The following is a 19,028-nucleotide window of genomic DNA, read 5'->3' on the forward strand; positions in this document are numbered from 1 at the left end:
TGTCGCTTCGCGCCGTCGGGCCGGGAGTGTTCACCAACCCGACGGGTCACCGATCACGATCCGAACTGTGCGCGACGGCGGGCGGAGATGATTGTCGCTGCGCCCGCCAGGATGAGGACCGCCCCTGCTCCGAGACCGGTGAGCTCGGCACCGGTGCGCGGCATCGAACCGGCGTTGCCGGAATTCCCTGCCTCACCGGAATCATCCGACCCCCCGTCAGGGTCACCGGCTCCGCCTCCGGTCACCACGAACTGGCCTTCCATGCTCTGATCCATGCAGACGGCGATGACCTTGTATGTGCCGGCATAAGCGTCCGGATTGTTCTCGAGGCCATAGACCTGGACCGATGCAGCGCCGTTCTCGTTGGCCTCGACTGTTCTGTCGTAGAGCTTCTCGCTGGGCTCATGACCCCAGACTTTGAACTGGACGTCACTACCGGGTTCGCATGCGGTGACGGTCATGGTCACGCCCTTGTCGCGATTGACGAAGTCCTTCCCGGATACCGTCTCCGGGTCGATGGCGAGCTTGGGGTCGACGGCACTGTCGTCTGCGGTCACTGTGAAGGTTGTCTCGACGCTTTGGTCACCGCATGAAGCCGTGACGAGGTAGTCGCCGACCCAGTCGGCTCCGCCCTCACCGTCAGGAACGAAAGTGCTGGCTCCCGCAGCGTCCTCGCCGGCCATCTGGGTGTCTTCCCAGACGGTGGTGTCGGGGTCGGTTTGCGTGCTGATGCGGAAGGTCACCTCTTCGTCGACGACGCAATTGACCAGCATGAGGCTGACTCCGTCGGTGAGGAACTCATGGAGGCCCTGACTCTGGGGAGACACCGTGAGCTCCGCGCTCGGGGGTTCTTCGTCTTCGTCTTCGTCGTCTGCCGCGACGACCTCGACGCTTCCGCTGAAGGTCTTCGACTCTTGGCCTTCTCGTTCAACGGTCACCGTGACGTCGAGTGTGTCACCGGTCTTGAGTTCACTATTGCCCATAATGGCTCCGCTGAAGGTGCCGTCTTCCTCAACTGTGGTGGATGAGTCTTCACCGGGCTCGGCGGTGACGACATCACCTGTTTTGAGGGAGTCGATCGTGTAACGGATCCCCGTTTCCGGATCACCGATCTCTTCGGCGGTCATTGTGGTCTTCTCGAGCGAGAAGTCCGCCTCGATCGGCTCGGATTCCTCGGCTCCGTCGGAACCGTCATCGCTCGCGTCTTCGGTTGCGTCGTCTTTATCGCCGTCCGAGTCGGCAGTGTCTTCGCCGGGAGAGGTCGGTGCGCCGGGGTCGGCCGTCTCAACCCCGTCGTGACCACCGTTCTGCCCCTGGCCCGCGTCGCCCTGCGCATCGTCGCCACCCTGGTCGGCAGGGCTGCCGTTCTCGCCGGGATCGACAGCGTCGGTGACATTCTCAGCCTCGGCGCCTGGGGACTGTGCATTCTCCTGGGTCGTCAGTTCGGGCGGGGTGTCCAGAGAATTCGCAACCGCCGGGCCGACTCCGATGGTGGAGACCGCCAATGCGATGCTTGCTGCGAGAGCCAGCCGTTTCATGATGATCCTTCCAGAGGCCAGAGTGGCTGCCGTGTGCAGTTATGGAAGCGACCATACGTTCGCCGTCAGCAAGCGACGACTTTTGGTCTTTTAGTTCATGACGGAAATGTGATTGGGAAACCTCTGAATGGTTACCCCTTTGAGACATCGCGCGTACTCGGGAAGCGATCGGTCACTGCTATTCAGGGTTCTGTTCCCCCCAGCCACCATGTCTTTCACTTCTGATCCAGCGACGCGTGACGGTGGCAGAGGCGGGGATGTCCTATGTCACGATTGCGCAGACTTGGTCGTTGCCACCCGAAAATCGTTACCTTCGACGCACATGGGTTCGGTCCCTGCAACCGAAGCTGCAGGGACCGATTCACCCAGTGCGACCGAACAGTCGGCAGCATGGGTTCAGGAGACTGTGACCGTGTCGTCGCTCAGTGCCCGCGTGGGGCCGGAGGAGCGTTGTCGACGCCGCGTTCGGCATTGTCCTCTGCGCCGTCAGCGGGGTCAGTCCTGTCAGCGACGTCAACCCCGTCAGCGCCGTCCGCAGTGGTGCGATCCTCGACGAGGATTCCAGGATCTGCTTCCGACTCGGCAAGCACCTCGGCGGTGAATTGCTCTTCAGCGTCCTCCCCACGGAACTGCGACATGTAGAGACGGTAATACGCTCCCTCTGCTGCCAGCAGCTGATCGTGGTTGCCGTGTTCGACGATCGCTCCGTCCTCCATCACCAGGATGGTGTGGGCGTCGCGGATCGTTGACAGGCGGTGCGCGATGACGAACGATGTCCTGTCGGTGCGCAGCGCAGCCATGGCCTGTTGGACGAGCACCTCGGTGCGGGTGTCGACCGAGGAAGTCGCCTCATCGAGGATGAGCAGCGACGGGTCGGCGAGGAATGCCCGTGCGATTGTGATCAGCTGGCGCTCACCAGCAGAAACGCTTCCACCATCGGAGTCGATGACTGTGTCATAGCCCTCGGGAAGTTGCCGCACGAAGCGATCGACCATGGTCGCCTGTGCCGCATCCATGACCTCCTCGTCTGTGGTGCCGAGTCGGCCGTATCGGATGTTCTCGCGGATGGTGCCTTCGAACAGCCATGCGTCCTGCAGCACCATGCCCACATGCGAGCGCAGATCCGCTCGGGTCAGGTCCCGTGTGTCGGTGCCGTCGAGGAAGATGTGGCCACCAGTGATCTCGTAGAAGCGCATCACGAGATTGACCAAGGTGGTCTTGCCTGCCCCTGTCGGTCCGACTATGGCAACTGTGTGGCCGGGCTCGGCAGTGAACGAGACCTTCTCGATGAGCGGAGTGTCTTCGGTGTAGCGGAAGCTGACATCGGAGAACTCGACCCTGCCTGGAGTGCGCTGCGGCAGCGTCTCCTGGGCGCCATCGGGTTCTTCCTCCTCTGCATCGAGAAGTTCGAAGGTCCTCTCAGCTGAGGCGACGCCGGACTGCAGCATGTTCGCCACGCCTGCCATCTCCGAGATCGGCTGGGAGAACTCACGGGAGTACTGGATGAAGGCGGTTGCGTCGCCCAGAGTCATCTGCCCTGAGGCCACCTTCAGGCCGCCTGCCACGGCGATGAGGACGTAGCTGAGGTAGGACACGAACTGCATTGCGGGCATGATCATGCCCGAAACGAACTGAGCACCCGCCGAGGCTCTGTACAGGGACTCGTTGCGACGGTCGAACTCTTCGAGCATGATCTCGTCGCGGCCGAATGCACGGACCACGTCGAGGCCGGAGAACGATTCTTCGACGTGTCCGTTGACGTCACCGGTGTGTTTCCACTGCGCCTTGAACATCTTCTGCGATCTGGTGCCGATGACGCCGGCGATGACCGCAGACAGTGGGAGCGCGATGAGTGCCAGCAGCGCCAGCTGCCAGGACACGATGAACATCATCACGCCGATGCCCACGATGGTCAGAGCCGATTGGACGAGTTGAGAGAAGGCCTGCTGCAGTGCCTGCTGGATGTTGTCGACGTCGTTGGTCACCCGAGACATCACATCACCGCGTTGCCTGGTGTCGAAGTATCGCAACGGGAGCTTGTTTATGGTGCGTTCGATGTCTTCGCGCAGCCGGTAGACGACCCGCATGACGAGAGCGTTGAGGATGTACCCCTGCGCCCACATGAGCATCGAGGCCACGAGATACATGAGAAGCACGATGATGATGATCTGGCCCAGCGCGGTGAAGTCGATGCCCTGCCCGGGAACAACGTCGGCGGTGGCGAGCATGTTGGCGAAGTCGTCTCTGCCTTCTGCTCGAGCGCCGGCGATGATGTCGTCGATGTTCGCGCCTGCAGGCAGCTGCGACCCGATGACACCGGAATAGACGATGTCCATGGCCTTGCCCAGCACCTTCGGGGCGATGACAGTGAGGATCACCGAACCGATGACGAGCAGAACGACGTTGATGAGGCCGAGCTTCTCCGTTGTCATCAGCCCGAACAGTCGTTTGACCGAGGGCCAGAAGTGCTTCGCCTTCCTGGCTGGGGTGTCGTCGAACATGTCCCCCTCGTCGCCGCGGGGCAGGTATTCCTCGTCGGCCGTCTGCGCCGCATCCGGGTCGGTCGTCGCAGTTGCCGCCGAGGTGCTCGATGTCGTCGACTCCTTGGACTCCTTGTTCGCCATGTCAGTTCACCCCTTCCGTGGCCAGCTGGGATTCGACGATCTCCTGGTAGGTCTCGTTCGAATCGACGAGTTCCTCGTGTGTGCCCCGGCCGACGATTTTGCCTTCGTCGAGGACGATGATCTGATCGGCGTCTCGAATTGTCGAGACCCGCTGAGCCACGACCACCACCGTCGAATCGCCGGTCGTCGCATTCAAGGCGCTACGCAGGCGCGCGTCAGTGGCCACATCGAGAGCGGAGAACGAATCGTCGAAGACGAAGATCCTCGGTTTGGCCGCCAGAGCTCTGGCGATGCAGAGTCTCTGCCGCTGTCCGCCCGAGTAGTTGGTGCCACCCTGAGCGACGCCTGCCTCGAGCTGATCGGTCTTGTCGGCGACGAAGTCCGCGGCCTGAGCCGTGGTCAGTGCGTCCCACAGTTCCGAGTCATCGGCGAACTCGTTTCCGAACCGCAGATTGGAGGCGATCGTGCCGGAGAACAGATACGGCTTCTGCGGCACCAGACCCACCAGCTGCGCCAACTGGTGCCTGTTGAACGCACTGACGGGCACACCGTCGATGAGCACCTCACCCGACCGCGGATCGAGCAGACGCGGGATGAGGTTGACGATGGTGGATTTACCAGCACCTGTGGCACCGATGATCGCGGTTGTCGTTCCCGGCTGCGCGGTGAAGCTGAGGTTCTCGAGGACGGGAACCTCAGCCCCGGGATAACCGAAGGTGACATTGCGGAACTCGAGCTCACCTCGGCGAGGGAGTTCGTCGACTCCATCCGGGATGATCATGGACGTGGTCGAGTCGAGGACGTCGGAGATGCGTTCGGCGCAGACGACGGCGCGGGGAATCATCATCATCATGAACACGCCCATCATGACGGCCACGAGAATCTGCAGGAGGTACTGCAGGAATGCCGTCAGCGATCCGACTTCCATCTGGCCGGCGTCGACTCGGTGACCGCCGAACCACATCACGGCGGCGGTGGCCAGATGCAGGATCATCATGATCGCAGGAAACATGAGCACGAAGAGGTTGCCGACCTTGACGGAGGTTTCTGTCAGCGCGCGGTTGGCGTCTGCATAGCGATCGGTTTCGAAGGGTTCGCGCACGAACGCACGGATGACCCGGATGCCGGTGATCTGTTCGCGGAGGACGCCGTTGATGCCGTCGACCTGCTCCTGCATACGACGGAACAGCGGCATCAGCAGGTAGACGATGATGCCGACGACGATGAACAGTGACGGCACGGAGACCCACACCAGCCATGACAGTCCCACGTCCTCGCGTAGTGCCATGATGATTCCGCCGATGCACATAATCGGAGTGGAGACCATGAAGTTCAAGGTCATCAGCACCAGCATCTGGACCTGCTGGACGTCGTTGGTGTTGCGGGTGATGAGTGTGGCGCTTCCGAATCCGCCGACTTCGAGCGTCGAGAGTTCGTCGACCTTGCGGTAGATGGCACGCCGAAGATCCCGGCCTACTCCCATGCCGGTGCGGGCGCCGAAGAAGATCGCGGTCACGGCGGTCACGACCTGGACGAGGCAGACGATGATCATCGTCATGCCGGTCGACCAGATGAAGTCGGTATCGCCTTTGGCGACTCCCTGGTCGATGATCTGCGCGTTCAGGCTCGGCAGAAACAGGGCCGCGATGGTGGCGGCCAACTGCAGGACTATGACGAAGACGATGTAGAGCCAATAGGATTGAGCGTATTTCAGGGACAGGCGTAATAGGGCCACGGTGGAAGTCCAGTGAGTTCAGTAGTTCGCGAAAACGGCGTTGAATTATACGAAAGCGCAACAGGCAATCTTACATGCGTTGACCTCCCGAGCAATAGATCTGGACTGCTTCTTCTGTCGTGACAGTTCACCACGCGCCACTGACACGAGCGGCCGAAACCGGGGCCGACCTCACCGGTGGCTGGGCGTGCCTCCTCGCTAATCGCACGGACACCTCTAGTCTTGAAATCATGAGCACAACTTTGCAGGACCTCGTCAATCGCGCCGTCTTCTTCTCCACCGAGATGCAGACGCACTTCGGCGCCCTCATCGCCGATGCCGAATGGGAGGTCGACTTCACCTCCGATCCGCATCTGACCTTCACCTCGGCCGAGGGGACCGTCCTGCGTGGTCGTCCGCACCTGCTCGGCTCGGAGTCGAAGGCGCAGAACACGTGGCTGTGGGGGTGGGAGAACATCAACGAGTTCCCCGAGACCGTCGTCGGTCTCGCCCACGACGTTCGCAAGTTCGGTGCCGCCGAGGATGTCGCTGAGCTGGTCACGGAGGAACTCCAGCTCGACGAAGAGCTGGCTCTGCGTCTGACCTTGGCGGCGAAGGAGGCCACCGGAAAGTGGGCCCACTACCCTGCCGCCGCGGGCGCCGGAACCACTGTCTGGCTGCTTGTTGATGCTCCGGAGCTGACCCTGCCCGAAGCTCAGGTCAAGACCTCGGTGCGGGCCCTCATGCAGGGGCTGACGCAGACGACTGTGACTGACCATCGCGTCGCGCTCGAGGCGTATGTGGCCAAGCGCGGCATTCCCACCACAGCATTGCCCGAGGCCGGCCTGCGGCTGCTCTTCGCCGATGGTTCGGCCGACCTGTCCTTTGACGAGCAGAACCGGATCTCCAACTGCGAGATTGGGGCACCTCTCGAGGGCGAGGCCGCACAGCAGTATGCACAGGCCACCGGGCCGAGCTCGCCGGCTGCGGCCGCCGCTGGTTCCCCTGCTACGGACTCGGCTGCCACCGCACAGAGTCCGGTCTCTGAACCGTCCACTGCTGAGCAGGCTGATGTCACCGAACCCGCTGCCGCCGACACGGGAGACGCCGCCTCGACGCCTTCGCCGTCACCAGTTGAGTCCGCGACGGAAGCGCCTCGTTCGACCACCCCAACAACATCCCCCGCCGAGGCGGCCGCCGGTGACGAACGGGAGTCCGCTTCCGCTGGCCCCACGTCTGACACCGGGTCCGAACAGCCGACGGGGTCCGAGGAAGAGCCCGCGGCCTCGCCGGCGGCAGAAGCACAGCTCGACGAAGGCCAGGCGGCTGAAACAGAGCCCAAGTCCGAGGAGCCGAAAAAGAAGAAGGGGCTGTTCTCGAAGCTCTTCGGACGTTGATCTGCTCGTGCCGCGTACCCATCATCGATTGATGGGTACGCGTGGTTCCCAACTGAAGTCGCGGTCGAAGAGGTACCGCCGTTCCGGATCAGGCTTCAGGGTTGTATCAAGGCTCTGGCCGGTCAATCTGACCTCGCCGGACTCGTCGGTGGACAAGGCGAGAGTCGCTTCGTGCACGTAGTCTCTGTCGAGGCCCTGTGAACCTTCCTGCTTCGCATAGAGCTTCAGCGTGACCTCGTTGTCGCTGTCCATGCTGTAGGTGCCTTCCTGCAGGCTGCCATCCGAATATCGCAGGCTCACTGCGGCAGTCCCGTCCTTCGTCAATTGGCCGAAGGCCACCTGGGTGAGTTGGGAGTCGCTGAAGTCCGATCGCCCTTCGCCCGAGACCCTGTAGACGCCTGCAATCTCGCTCGGCTCATCGAACCTGCCCCAGTCGGTCATGTTTACCAGCACGGCACCCGAGCCGACCAGCATTGCGATCGCCAACAGAGGCGAGGTCCAGCGTGTGATAGCCAGGAAGATCCGGTTCCTCGATATCCAGCCTGCAACGGGGGCACCCGTGGGCTTGCCCACCAGGAAGCGGCACAAGCGGGGCAGGTTGGGAATGAGGAGAATGATCCCCGCCAGCGCCATGATGCCTGAGAGCTGTTTGACGGGCACGTCGAAGGTCAGATTGAGCAGGAACACAACTGCCATGTCGAGCGCGGCGAGGAGGGCTCCCAGCCACGCGGTGCGCCGGAACAGCAGGAATGCAGCGGCTGCGACCTCCGCAGCACCGGCGAGGATCTGGAGGGCCGGGGAGAAGGCCATGAAACGCCAGAGCAGTCCCATGGGACTCATCTCGCCGTATTGGATCAGAGCATCAGCGTAGTCCGCCTGTCCCATCTGCATGAGAAAAACTTTCGACCAGCCGTAGATGAGCAGGTAGCCTGCCAGCCAGAGGCGGAGGAGCCAGTGTCCGGCCCAGAGGACTCGAAGTGCGATCAACCGCGGTTTGCTGGTGCTGCGACCCGCTGGTGTGCCCGAGTCCGTTGGTGAGGTGTCGTCATCAGTTCGGCTGTACTCATTGTGATTCTGTTCAGCTTCAGGGCTACTTCTATATCGCAGGTTGTCAGGCATACTCTCACCGTAGAACGACGGCCCGACGATGTTAATGAGGCAAACTCCCCTGCCGAATAGGGAAAGCCCCCTGCACCGATCCCAGAAACACGATGAATACAAAAAAGAGGAGAGGACCACCCCGTCAAAACGGAATGACCCTCCCCTCTCAAAGAATATTGCGGCAGTCACCTACTCTCCCACAACCACCAAGTTGCAGTACCATCAGCGCGAATGGGCTTAGCTACCGGGATCGGAACGGTTAACCGGGCGTTTCCCCACCACTATCACCACCGCAAAACCAACAAACCACCACCACCCCAAGACTTCATCAATCTCAAAGGGCAGGTAGCAGTCCAAGAACCGCACAGCGAACGCGAACACCACACATAATGTGACCCGTAAAAACGTCTCGTAAAACCTACAGTGTTACCCGCACACACCAACCACCAAAAAAGTGTTGGATGAGTGATCGGCGTATTAGTACCAGTCAACTCCACACCTCACAGTGCTTCCATACCCGGCCTATCAACCCCATAATCTATAGGACACCTCACCCCCAAAACGGGGTTGGAAATCTCATCTCGAAGCAGGCTTCCCGCTTAGATGCTTTCAGCGGTTATCCTTCCCGAACGTAGCCAACCAGCCATGCACCTGGCGGTACAACTGGCACACCAGAGGTTCGTCCGTCCCGGTCCTCTCGTACTAAGGACAGGCCTCCACAAATTTCCTACGCACGCAGCGGATAGGGACCGAACTGTCTCACGACGTTCTAAACCCAGCTCGCGTACCGCTTTAATGGGCGAACAGCCCAACCCTTGGGACCGACTACAGCCCCAGGATGCGACGAGCCGACATCGAGGTGCCAAACCATGCCGTCGATATGGACTCTTGGGCAAGATCAGCCTGTTATCCCCGAGGTACCTTTTATCCGTTGAGCGACCACGCTTCCACAAGCCATGGCCGGGTCACTAGTCCCAGCTTTCGCTCCTGCTCGACACGTCCGTCTCACAGTCAAGCTCCCTTGTGCACTTACACTCGACACCTGATTGCCAACCAGGCTGAGGGAACCTTTGGGCGCCTCCGTTACTCTTTAGGAGGCAACCGCCCCAGTTAAACTACCCATCAGGCACTGTCCCTGAACCCGATCAGGGTCCGAAGTTAAGAAATCCAGTATAGTCAGAGTGGTATTTCACCAACGACTCCACCACAACTAGCGTCGTAGCCTCACAGTCTCCCACCTATCCTACACAAACCACACCGAATCCCAATACCAAACTATAGTGAAGGTCTCGGGGTCTTTCCGTCCTGCTGCGCGTAACGAGCATCTTTACTCGTAATGCAATTTCGCCGAGTTCGTGGTTGAGACAGCAGAGAAGTCGTTACGCCATTCGTGCAGGTCGGAACTTACCCGACAAGGAATTTCGCTACCTTAGGATGGTTATAGTTACCACCGCCGTTTACTGGGGCTTAAATTCTCCGCTTCACCCCAAAGGGGTTAACGAGTCCTCTTAACCTTCCAGCACCGGGCAGGCGTCAGTCCGTATACATCGACTTACATCTTCGCACGGACCTGTGTTTTTAATAAACAGTCGCTTCTCTCTGGCCTCTGCGACCACCACCAGCACATCCCAGAGCAAGTCTGGTTCACCGGGATGGTCCCCCTTCTCCCGAAGTTACGGGGGCATTTTGCCGAGTTCCTTAACCACGATTCTCTCGATCACCTTAGTATTCTCTACCTGACCACCTGTGTCGGTTATAGGGTACGGGCAACACACACCCTCACGCCGATGCTTTTCTCGGCAGCATAGGATCACCAGATCACCCCACCAAAGTGGGGCGCCCATCAGCTCTCACACCATATGCGGGGACGGATTTACCTACCCCCACGTGCTACGACCTTAGACCACGACTACCATCGCGTGGCCTGGCTACCTTCCTGCGTCACACCTCGCGCTTACCGACTCCACACTCAGGTCCCACAATCAACACCAACACCCAGTCCGAAGACCAGAAGGGCATCTCTCGTGGTTAGTATCATATGTTTTAGTATTGTCGGTTGTGCGTCGGTACCAGAATATCAACTGGTTGTCCATCGACTACGCCTGTCGGCCTCGCCTTAGGTCCCGACTTACCCAGGGCGGATTAGCCTAGCCCTGGAACCCTTGGTCATCCGGTGGACGGGATTCTCACCCGTCTTTCGCTACTCATGCCTGCATTCTCACTCGTACCGGCTCCACCACTCGTTCACACGGCGACTTCACTGCCAGCACGACGCTCCCCTACCCAACACCCCACCATTACGGCTATACGGGATGCTGCCACAACTTCGGCGGTGTACTTAGCCCCGCTACATTATCGGCGCTCAATCACTTGACCAGTGAGCTATTACGCACTCTTTCAAGGATGGCTGCTTCTAAGCCAACCTCCTGGTTGTCTTCGCAACTGAACATCCTTTCCCACTTAGCACACGCTTAGGGGCCTTAGTTGATGGTCTGGGCTGTTTCCCTCTCGACAATGAAGCTTATCCCCCACTGTCTCACTGCCACGCTGAACCTTACCGGCATTCGGAGTTTAGTTGACGTCAGTAACCCGTTGGGGCCCATCAGCCATCCAGTAGCTCTACCTCCGGCAAGAACCACGTAACGCTGCACCTAAATGCATTTCGGGGAGAACCAGCTATCACAGAGTTTGATTGGCCTTTCACCCCTAACCACAGGTCATCCCCTCCATTTTCAACTGAAGTGGGTGCGGGCCTCCACGCGCTCTTACACACGCTTCACCCTGCCCATGGCTAGATCACTCCGCTTCGGGTCTAGGACACGCGACTCATACGCCCTATTCGGACTCGCTTTCGCTACGGCTACCCCACACGGGTTAACCTCGCCACGCACCGCTAACTCGCAGGCTCATTCTTCAAAAGGCACGCCATCACCCCAACAAGGAGGCTCTGACGGATTGTAAGCACATGGTTTCAGGTACTCTTTCACTCCCCTCCCGGGGTACTTTTCACCATTCCCTCACGGTACTATCCGCTATCGGTCATCAGGAAGTATTTAGCCTTACCAGGTGGTCCTGGCAGATTCACACGACATTCCACGAGTACCGTGCTACTCGGGCATATGCACAACGCCGGGGCCACATGTTTCGTCTACGGGACTCTCACCCACTCCGGTACTGTTTCCCACCAGCTTCGACTACACGCAACACACTCAACGTCTTGGCCATGCTGGACCAAATCACGCATACCCCACAACACCGTCTCAGCAACACCAGCACGCTTGACACTGACACGGTTTAGGCTCATCCGGTTTCGCTCGCCACTACTCCCGGAATCATGTTTTATTTTCTCTTCCTACGGGTACTGAGATGTTTCACTTCCCCGCGTTCCCCCCACACACCCTATATATTCAGATGCGGGTCACCACACTCTCATGCGGCGGGGTTTCCCCATTCGGACACCCTCGGATCACAGCCCGTTTATCGGCTCCCCGAGGCTTATCGCAGATTTCCACGTCCTTCATCGGCTCCTGATGCCAAGGCATCCACCATGCGCTCTTACACACTCACCACAACCACATTCATGGTCATCATGCGTGTGTGCGAAAATTTCACACTAAAGATTTCACAAGAAAAATCACATTACATAACAACACAACAAAGTTGTGTTGTTGATGCTCGCGTCCACTATACGATTCTCAAACCACTACCAAACACCACCCCGCAAACCCTGCGCGCTGCGCAGGACTCGCGGACTAGGTCGGTCCGTTGGATGAAACCACACACACAACCATTGCTGGCTGGTTTGTGATTCCAGGACCCAATAACGTGTCAGTTCCTATTCGCCCACGCTCACCGTCACACGAGGCACATACCCCGAAGCGACGCTGTGTCAACGAGCCAGATAGATGATGTTCCACCCTTGAGCTCTCACCCAGTACCACGTACGGGTACTGCGATGAGGATCTTAATGTGTGCTCCTTAGAAAGGAGGTGATCCAGCCGCACCTTCCGGTACGGCTACCTTGTTACGACTTAGTCCCAATTGCCAGTCCCACCTTAGACGGCCCCCTCCCCACAAGGGGGTTGGGCCACCGGCTTCGGGTGTTACCGACTTTCGTGACTTGACGGGCGGTGTGTACAAGGCCCGGGAACGTATTCACCGCAGCGTTGCTGATCTGCGATTACTAGCGACTCCGACTTCACGTAGTCGAATTGCAGACTACGATCCGAACTGAGACTGGCTTTAAGGGATTCGCTAAAACCTCACGGTCTCGCATCTCTCTGTACCAGCCATTGTAGCATGCGTGAAGCCCAAGACATAAAGGGCATGATGATTTGACGTCATCCCCACCTTCCTCCGAGTTGACCCCGGCAGTCTCCTATGAGTTCCCACCATCACGTGCTGGCAACATAGAACGAGGGTTGCGCTCGTTGCGGGACTTAACCCAACATCTCACGACACGAGCTGACGACAACCATGCACCACCTGTACACCAACCCCAAAGGGGAAGGACTGTTTCCAGCCCGGTCTGGTGTATGTCAAGCCTTGGTAAGGTTCTTCGCGTTGCATCGAATTAATCCGCATGCTCCGCCGCTTGTGCGGGCCCCCGTCAATTCCTTTGAGTTTTAGCCTTGCGACCGTACTCCCCAGGCGGGGCACTTAATGCGTTAGCTACGGCGCGGAGAACGTGGAATGTCCCCCACACCTAGTGCCCAACGTTTACGGCATGGACTACCAGGGTATCTAATCCTGTTCGCTCCCCATGCTTTCGCTCCTCAGTGTCAGTTACAGCCCAGAGTCCCGCCTTCGCCACCGGTGTTCCTCCTGATATCTGCGCATTTCACCGCTACACCAGGAATTCCAGACTCCCCTACTGCACTCTAGTCAGCCCGTACCCACTGCACGCGCAACGTTAAGCGTTGCGTTTCCACAGCAGACGTGACCAACCACCTACGAGCTCTTTACGCCCAATAATTCCGGACAACGCTCGTACCCTACGTATTACCGCGGCTGCTGGCACGTAGTTAGCCGGTACTTCTTCTGCAGGTACCGTCACCCCGAGGGGCTTCTTCCCTGCTGAAAGCGGTTTACAACCCGAAGGCCGTCATCCCGCACGCTGCGTCGCTGCATCAGGGTTTCCCCCATTGTGCAATATTCCCCACTGCTGCCTCCCGTAGGAGTCTGGGCCGTGTCTCAGTCCCAGTGTGGCCGGTCGCCCTCTCAGGCCGGCTACCCGTCGTCGCCATGGTGGGCCATTACCCCACCATCTAGCTGATAGGCCGCGAGCCCATCCCCAACCGAAAAAACTTTCCACCATCCCTCATGCGAGGAACGGTCATATCCGGTATTAGACCCAGTTTCCCGGGCTTATCCCGAAGTCAGGGGCAGGTTACTCACGTGTTACTCACCCGTTCGCCACTCATCCACCCCGGTGCAAGCACCAGAGCTTCAGCGTTCGACTTGCATGTGTTAAGCACGCAGCCAGCGTTCGTCCTGAGCCAGGATCAAACTCTCCATAAAAAAATTATGTTGCGTTAAAATCCCAGCAAGACAAGCCAACACCATCACGGGGTGATCAATGCTGACTCAAAAACACAACCAGACATGTTCGGGCCACCCGGCGAGGGGTGACCAGTCAGTTCTGATTGCTTGATTGTCTTACCAGAAAAAATGTTTCTGGCATCACTATCTGTTCAAACAAACACGCTATTGGATTCTCAAACCACAAACACTCACCCGTCACCACACCAAAAAAAGAGGCGCGTTCACCAGGGGTGTCAGTTTCACATTTTTTCGCTACCCAACGTTCCTTCGTGTGAACCAAACCAAACTGTGTTTGTGCTGGTCACACCCGGTGAAAACCATTCTCGAAGAACTCGTTTTCTGCGGGGCAACGAGATACAACTCTAGACCAGGCCAGCCACCGGGTGCAACTCGAAACCAGAAAACTGACAGTGACGCCCACCACATGCTCCGGGCACGTCAGGGCTGCGCCCGACAAAGCCCGCGCCATTGCCTGCTTCCGCCGGTGTTACGGTCGCTTCATGACTGCGGAAAAGGCTTCTCACCTTCCCAAGAACGAACCACGACGTGTCGAGAGCGACGCAGCACCCACGGCGGTCATCGCCGGAGCCTCCGGCTTCATCGGCAGAGCGCTCATCGCTCCCCTCGAGTCGTGGGGATATCGGGTGCGCACCATCGGCCGGGCAGCATCCTCCCGTCACCACATCTCCTGGAGCGACCCTGCTGGGATCGCCGCGGCGATCGATGGTGCTGATCTGCTCATCAACTTCGCCGGCCGCAGCGTGGGGTGTCGATACAGCGATCACAACCGGCAGGAGATCTGGGACTCACGAGTCGCGACGACTCGGACCTTGAACGATGCGGTCAGGGCCGCCTCGGCGCCTCCGCGTTTGTGGATCAATTCGAGCACGGCCACGATCTACCGGCATGCCATGGATCGACCACAGACTGAGGCCGATGGTGATATCGGTGAGGGTTTCTCTGTTGACGTAGCCAAGGGCTGGGAGCGCGAGTTCTTCCGTGGCGACCTGCCGGAGACCAGAAGAGTCGCGATGCGCATGGCGATCGTGCTCGGGGACGGGGCGGCCCTGAACATGCTCGCGACGGCAGCCAGGTTCGGTGCTGGCGGACCTCAGTTGGAAGGACGGTGGTTCGGCCACACGCGGTATCGAGGTATTGGGCCCGATGCCTCGGGCCAAAGAATCTGGCGCGGTCATCCACTCAGTCATGGGAAGCAGCGGTTCAGCTGGGTGCATATCGACGATGTGGTGCGTGCGATCCGGTTCATCGATGACCATGACGAGGTCGCCGGTCCCCTCAACATCTCAAGCCCCGGGGTTTCGGACAACACCAGGCTGATGGCGGCCCTGCGGCGCGGCGTGCGTATGCCGATCGGGATTCCGGCACCTCGATGGCTGCTCGAGATCGGAATGGTGGTCCTGCGGCAGGAGTCGGAGCTGGTACTCAAGAGCAGATGGGTGTTGCCAGAGCGACTGGAGCAAGCAGGATTCGACTTCAAGTGGACGGACATCCGCGCCGCGACGAAGAGCCTACTGCGCTGAAAGCCACCCGAACCCACAACAGCCACCTGTAGTGGACTGGACCACCCGTACGCGCCGCGCTTTTGCAGGGTCGGGTGGCTGGTGTCGACTCTCCAGGCGGCCCGACGGATCGGACCTGCTCAGCCGGCAGTCGCCTCGGCGGGAATTCCGGCCTGCACACAGTCGGGGCAGTAGGGCTGCCGGTCCTTCTCGGAGCAGTCCTCGCACCGCAGGTACTGCAGGCGACAGTCGAGGTTTGCGCAGTTGACGAAGTTCGGAGTCGCCTTCTCGCACGCGACGCAGTGACCGATCGATTCCGCTCCATCGCCGAACTCCACGTGCATGCGCTTGTCGAAGACGTAGAGGGAACCATCCCAGTACCCGGTGTTGCCGAAGGTCTCCCCGTAGCGGACGATGCCGCCGTCGAGCTGATAGACCTCTTCGAAGCCGCGGTTCTTCATCAGCACGGACAGAACCTCGCAGCGGATGCCGCCGGTGCAGTAGGTGACGACGGGTTTGCCTTTGAGGTCGTCGTACTTACCTGATTCGATCTCTTCGAGGAAGTCCTTAGTGGTATCCGTCTCCGGCACGACAGCGTCGCGGAACTTCCCGATCTGGGCCTCCATCGCATTGCGTCCGTCGAAGAAGACGACGTCATCGCCGCGTTCGTCGAGGAGTTTGTGTAGGGCTCCCGGTTTGAGATGTTCTCCGCCGCCCTCGACTCCCGCTTCGGTCACCGTGATCTCGTCATCGGTGCCGAAGGTGACGAGCTCGGGCCGGACCTTGACGCTCAGCCGTGGGAAGTCGTCGCCTTCGCCGTTGGACCATTTGATGTCGGCCTTCTTGAACGGCTCGTAGGATCTCGTGGCCCGCACATACTGTTTGACGTCGAAGATGTCGCCGCCGATGGTGGCGTTGATGCCGTCCTTCGACACGATCACGCGGCCCTTGAGCCCGAGACTCTCGGCCAGCGTGTGCTGCCACAGTTTGACCGCCTCGGGATCGGCAAGAGGAGTGAATACGTAGAACAGAACGATCTTGGGAGTTGCCATGGCCCATATTCTAATTGGCGAATGTGTCCGCCGAAGTCGGCGGTTGGGTCCCACCGAAGTCGGCGGTGAATGCCATTGATGAGACCGACTTCCCCTCCTCCCCCGCACCCCGGCTAAGATTGGCTGTGATGCCGTGTCGTATGAAAGGGCCGTTAAGAGGACATGTCGAGTAACCTCAACTCTGCGAATTCCACGCAGGTCGAATCCCAGCAGGTCGGAACCGATCAGGCCAATTCCAAAAAGGTCAAGGAGACCGTCGAGTTCGCCGCTGCGAATCCCGACGTGGACCAGCCCTATGGCGATCTCGGTCTCAAGGCCGACGAATACGCGCAGATCCGCGAAATCCTGGGACGTCGGCCCACCTCGGCGGAGTTGGCGATGTACTCGGTCATGTGGTCCGAGCACTGCTCCTACAAGTCCTCGAAGGTGCATCTGTCGAAGTTCGGTGACAAGGTCACTGAGGACATGAAGAAGCACCTGCTCGTGGGCATCGGCGAGAACGCCGGCGTCGTCGACATCGGCGACGGCTGGGCCGTGACCTTCAAGGTCGAGTCCCACAACCACCCCAGCTACGTCGAACCGCACCAGGGTGCTGCCACCGGTGTGGGCGGAATCGTGCGCGACATCATCTCGATGGGCGCGCGCCCCGTGGCCGTGATGGATCAGCTGCGCTTCGGCGCCATCGATCACCCCGACACCTCACGCGTGCTCCACGGAGTCGTGTCCGGAATCAGCAACTATGGCAACTCCCTGGGCCTGCCCAACATCGGCGGCGAGACCGTCTTCGACTCCGTCTACCAGGGAAACCCGCTGGTCAACGCCCTCGCGGTCGGCGTCATGCGCCATGAGGACATCCGTCTGGCCAATGCTTCGGGCAAGGGCAACAAGGTCATCCTCTTCGGTGCCCGCACGGGTGGCGACGGCATCGGCGGAGCCTCGATCCTCGCCTCAGAGTCCTTCGACGACACGAAACCGTCGAAGCGTCCCGCCGTCCAGGTGGGCGACCCGTTCGCCGAGAAGGTCCTCATCGAATGCTGCCTCGAACTCTTCCACGCCGGAGTTGTCGAAGGCATCCAGGACCTCGGCGCTGCCGGCATCAGCTGTGCGACCTCGGAGCTGGCATCGAACGGTGACGGCGGCATGCACATCGCCCTCGACGACGTGCTGCTGCGCGATGAGACCCTGACCCCTGAGGAGATCCTCATGTCGGAGTCGCAGGAGCGGATGATGGCCGTGGTCACCCCCGAACGTCTCGATGACTTCCTGGCGATCGTGGGCAAATGGGACGTTGAAACCTCCGTCCTCGGCGAGGTCACCGACTCCGAACGCCTCATCATCGAATGGCACGGCGACGTCATCGTCGATGTGCCACCACGCTCGGTCGCCCACGATGGCCCCGTCTACGACCGTCCGATGACCGAACCCTCCTGGACCGCCGAGGTGGCTGCGAACACCGTGGAAGCCGCCGGCCTGGTCAAGCCCACCGGTGACGAGCAGCTGCGAGCAACCGTGCTCCAGCTCGCCGGTGCACCGAACCTGTCGTCGAAGGACTGGATCACCTCCCAGTACGACAAGTACGTCCAGGGCAACACCGCGCAGGCCTTCCCCGACGATGCCGGAGTCGTCCGGGTCGACGAGGAGTCCGGGCTCGGCGTTGCCATCGCCACCGACGCCAACGGCCGTTACTGCTACCTCGATCCGGCTCGCGGCGCAGCGCTGGCACTGGCCGAGGCCTACCGCAACGTCACCACTGCCGGCGCGATTCCCCGCGCCGTCACCGACTGCCTCAATTTCGGCTCCCCCGAGGATCCGGAGATCATGTGGCAGTTCGCCGCCGCCATCGAAGGTCTCGCCGAGGCGTGCCAGGACATGGGCATTCCCGTGACCGGTGGCAACGTCTCTCTGTACAACCAGACCGGCGGCGTGGCGATCCACCCGACCCCGGTCGTCGGTGTGCTCGGCGTCTTCGACGACGTCACCCGCGCCACTCCGAGCGGCTGGAAGGAACCGGGCCAGACCATCTACCTGCTCGGTGAGACCGAAGCCGAACTCGACGGTTCGGCATGGGCCGACGTGACGGCAGGCCACCTCGGCGGCGTGCCACCGCAGTACAAACCGCGCGTGGAGAAGGAACTCGGTGAGATCCTCATCAACTCCTCACGCGACGGAATGATCGATGCCGCGCACGATCTGTCCGAAGGTGGCCTGTCACAGGCGCTGATCGAATCCTGCCTGCGCTTCGGAACCGGTGCCCGCATCTGGCTCGACGAGGTGTGCGAACGCGACGAGATCGATGTGTTCACCGCACTGTTCTCCGAGTCCACGGCCCGTGCGATCGTGGCCGTGCCACGGTCCGAAGAGGTCCGGTTCAAGGACATGTGCACCGCGAGGCACTTCCCCTTCATTCGCATCGGCATGACCGACACCGGCGACGAAGCACCTGTCCTCGAGGTCGTCGATCACTTCGAGATCGGCCTCGACGAACTGCGCGAGACCCACGAAGGGACGCTGCCGAAGCACTTCGGCTGAGCATTTTCC

At 60.2% G+C, this 19,028-nt stretch carries 8 protein-coding genes and 3 rRNA genes; 3 read left to right on the top strand and 8 right to left on the bottom strand.

Annotated features, from left to right (window positions below):
* Positions 1-53 precede the first annotated feature (53 nt).
* The 3 genes from BLT92_RS05845 to BLT92_RS05855 all read right to left on the bottom strand — a co-directional run bounded on the left by BLT92_RS05845 (position 54) and on the right by BLT92_RS05855 (position 5,897).
* The gene (locus BLT92_RS05845) at positions 54-1,538 is read right to left on the bottom strand and encodes a hypothetical protein (protein WP_092103987.1); all 1,485 of its coding nucleotides are present in this window, start codon (positions 1,536-1,538) and stop codon (positions 54-56) included.
* Between the two features lie 422 nt (positions 1,539-1,960).
* Positions 1,961-4,162 carry an ABC transporter ATP-binding protein gene (locus tag BLT92_RS05850; RefSeq protein WP_092103989.1) on the bottom strand — a complete coding sequence of 734 codons (2,202 nt, stop codon included), beginning with the start codon at positions 4,160-4,162 and terminating at the stop codon, positions 1,961-1,963.
* Between the two features lies 1 nt (position 4,163).
* Positions 4,164-5,897: an ABC transporter ATP-binding protein gene (locus tag BLT92_RS05855; protein WP_092103991.1), complete on the bottom strand. Its 1,734-nt coding sequence runs from the start codon at positions 5,895-5,897 to the stop codon at positions 4,164-4,166.
* Positions 5,898-6,127: 230 nt separating this feature from the next.
* Between BLT92_RS05855 and BLT92_RS05860 the strand changes: the two genes are divergently transcribed.
* Positions 6,128-7,273, top strand: a complete 1,146-nt coding sequence (locus BLT92_RS05860) for a DUF6882 domain-containing protein (protein WP_172802558.1) — start codon at positions 6,128-6,130, stop codon at positions 7,271-7,273.
* 21 nt (positions 7,274-7,294) lie between these two features.
* On the opposite strand, the gene BLT92_RS05865 is transcribed toward BLT92_RS05860, so the two are convergent.
* The 4 genes from BLT92_RS05865 to BLT92_RS05880 all read right to left on the bottom strand — a co-directional run bounded on the left by BLT92_RS05865 (position 7,295) and on the right by BLT92_RS05880 (position 13,894).
* Positions 7,295-8,392 carry a DoxX family protein gene (locus BLT92_RS05865; protein WP_231939047.1) on the bottom strand — a complete coding sequence of 366 codons (1,098 nt, stop codon included), beginning with the start codon at positions 8,390-8,392 and terminating at the stop codon, positions 7,295-7,297.
* A 158-nt stretch (positions 8,393-8,550) separates the two neighbouring features.
* Positions 8,551-8,669: ribosomal RNA gene (gene rrf, locus BLT92_RS05870) — 5S ribosomal RNA — on the bottom strand.
* 162 nt (positions 8,670-8,831) lie between these two features.
* Positions 8,832-11,943 (bottom strand): 23S ribosomal RNA (locus BLT92_RS05875).
* Between the two features lie 413 nt (positions 11,944-12,356).
* A 16S ribosomal RNA gene (locus tag BLT92_RS05880) occupies positions 12,357-13,894 on the bottom strand.
* The 16S, 23S and 5S rRNA genes sit together here, the layout of an rRNA operon.
* A 524-nt stretch (positions 13,895-14,418) precedes the next feature.
* On the opposite strand from BLT92_RS05880, the gene BLT92_RS05885 reads away from it, so the two are divergent.
* Positions 14,419-15,459 carry an epimerase gene (locus BLT92_RS05885; RefSeq protein ID WP_092103998.1) on the top strand — a complete coding sequence of 347 codons (1,041 nt, stop codon included), beginning with the start codon at positions 14,419-14,421 and terminating at the stop codon, positions 15,457-15,459.
* Positions 15,460-15,578: 119 nt separating this feature from the next.
* Here the strand turns inward: BLT92_RS05885 and trhO are convergent, their stop codons facing one another.
* Positions 15,579-16,490: an oxygen-dependent tRNA uridine(34) hydroxylase TrhO gene (trhO, locus tag BLT92_RS05890; RefSeq protein WP_092104001.1), complete on the bottom strand. Its 912-nt coding sequence runs from the start codon at positions 16,488-16,490 to the stop codon at positions 15,579-15,581.
* 162 nt (positions 16,491-16,652) lie between these two features.
* Here trhO and purL point away from each other — a divergent pair, with 162 nt between their 5' ends.
* Entirely contained in the window at positions 16,653-19,019 is a 2,367-nt protein-coding gene (purL, locus tag BLT92_RS05895) for a phosphoribosylformylglycinamidine synthase subunit PurL (RefSeq protein WP_092104003.1), read from the top strand.
* Positions 19,020-19,028: the final 9 nt, after the last annotated feature.

It is taken from the genome of Brevibacterium picturae (genome assembly GCF_900105045.1).
GTDB classification, from domain to species: Bacteria; Actinomycetota; Actinomycetes; order Actinomycetales; family Brevibacteriaceae; genus Brevibacterium; species Brevibacterium picturae.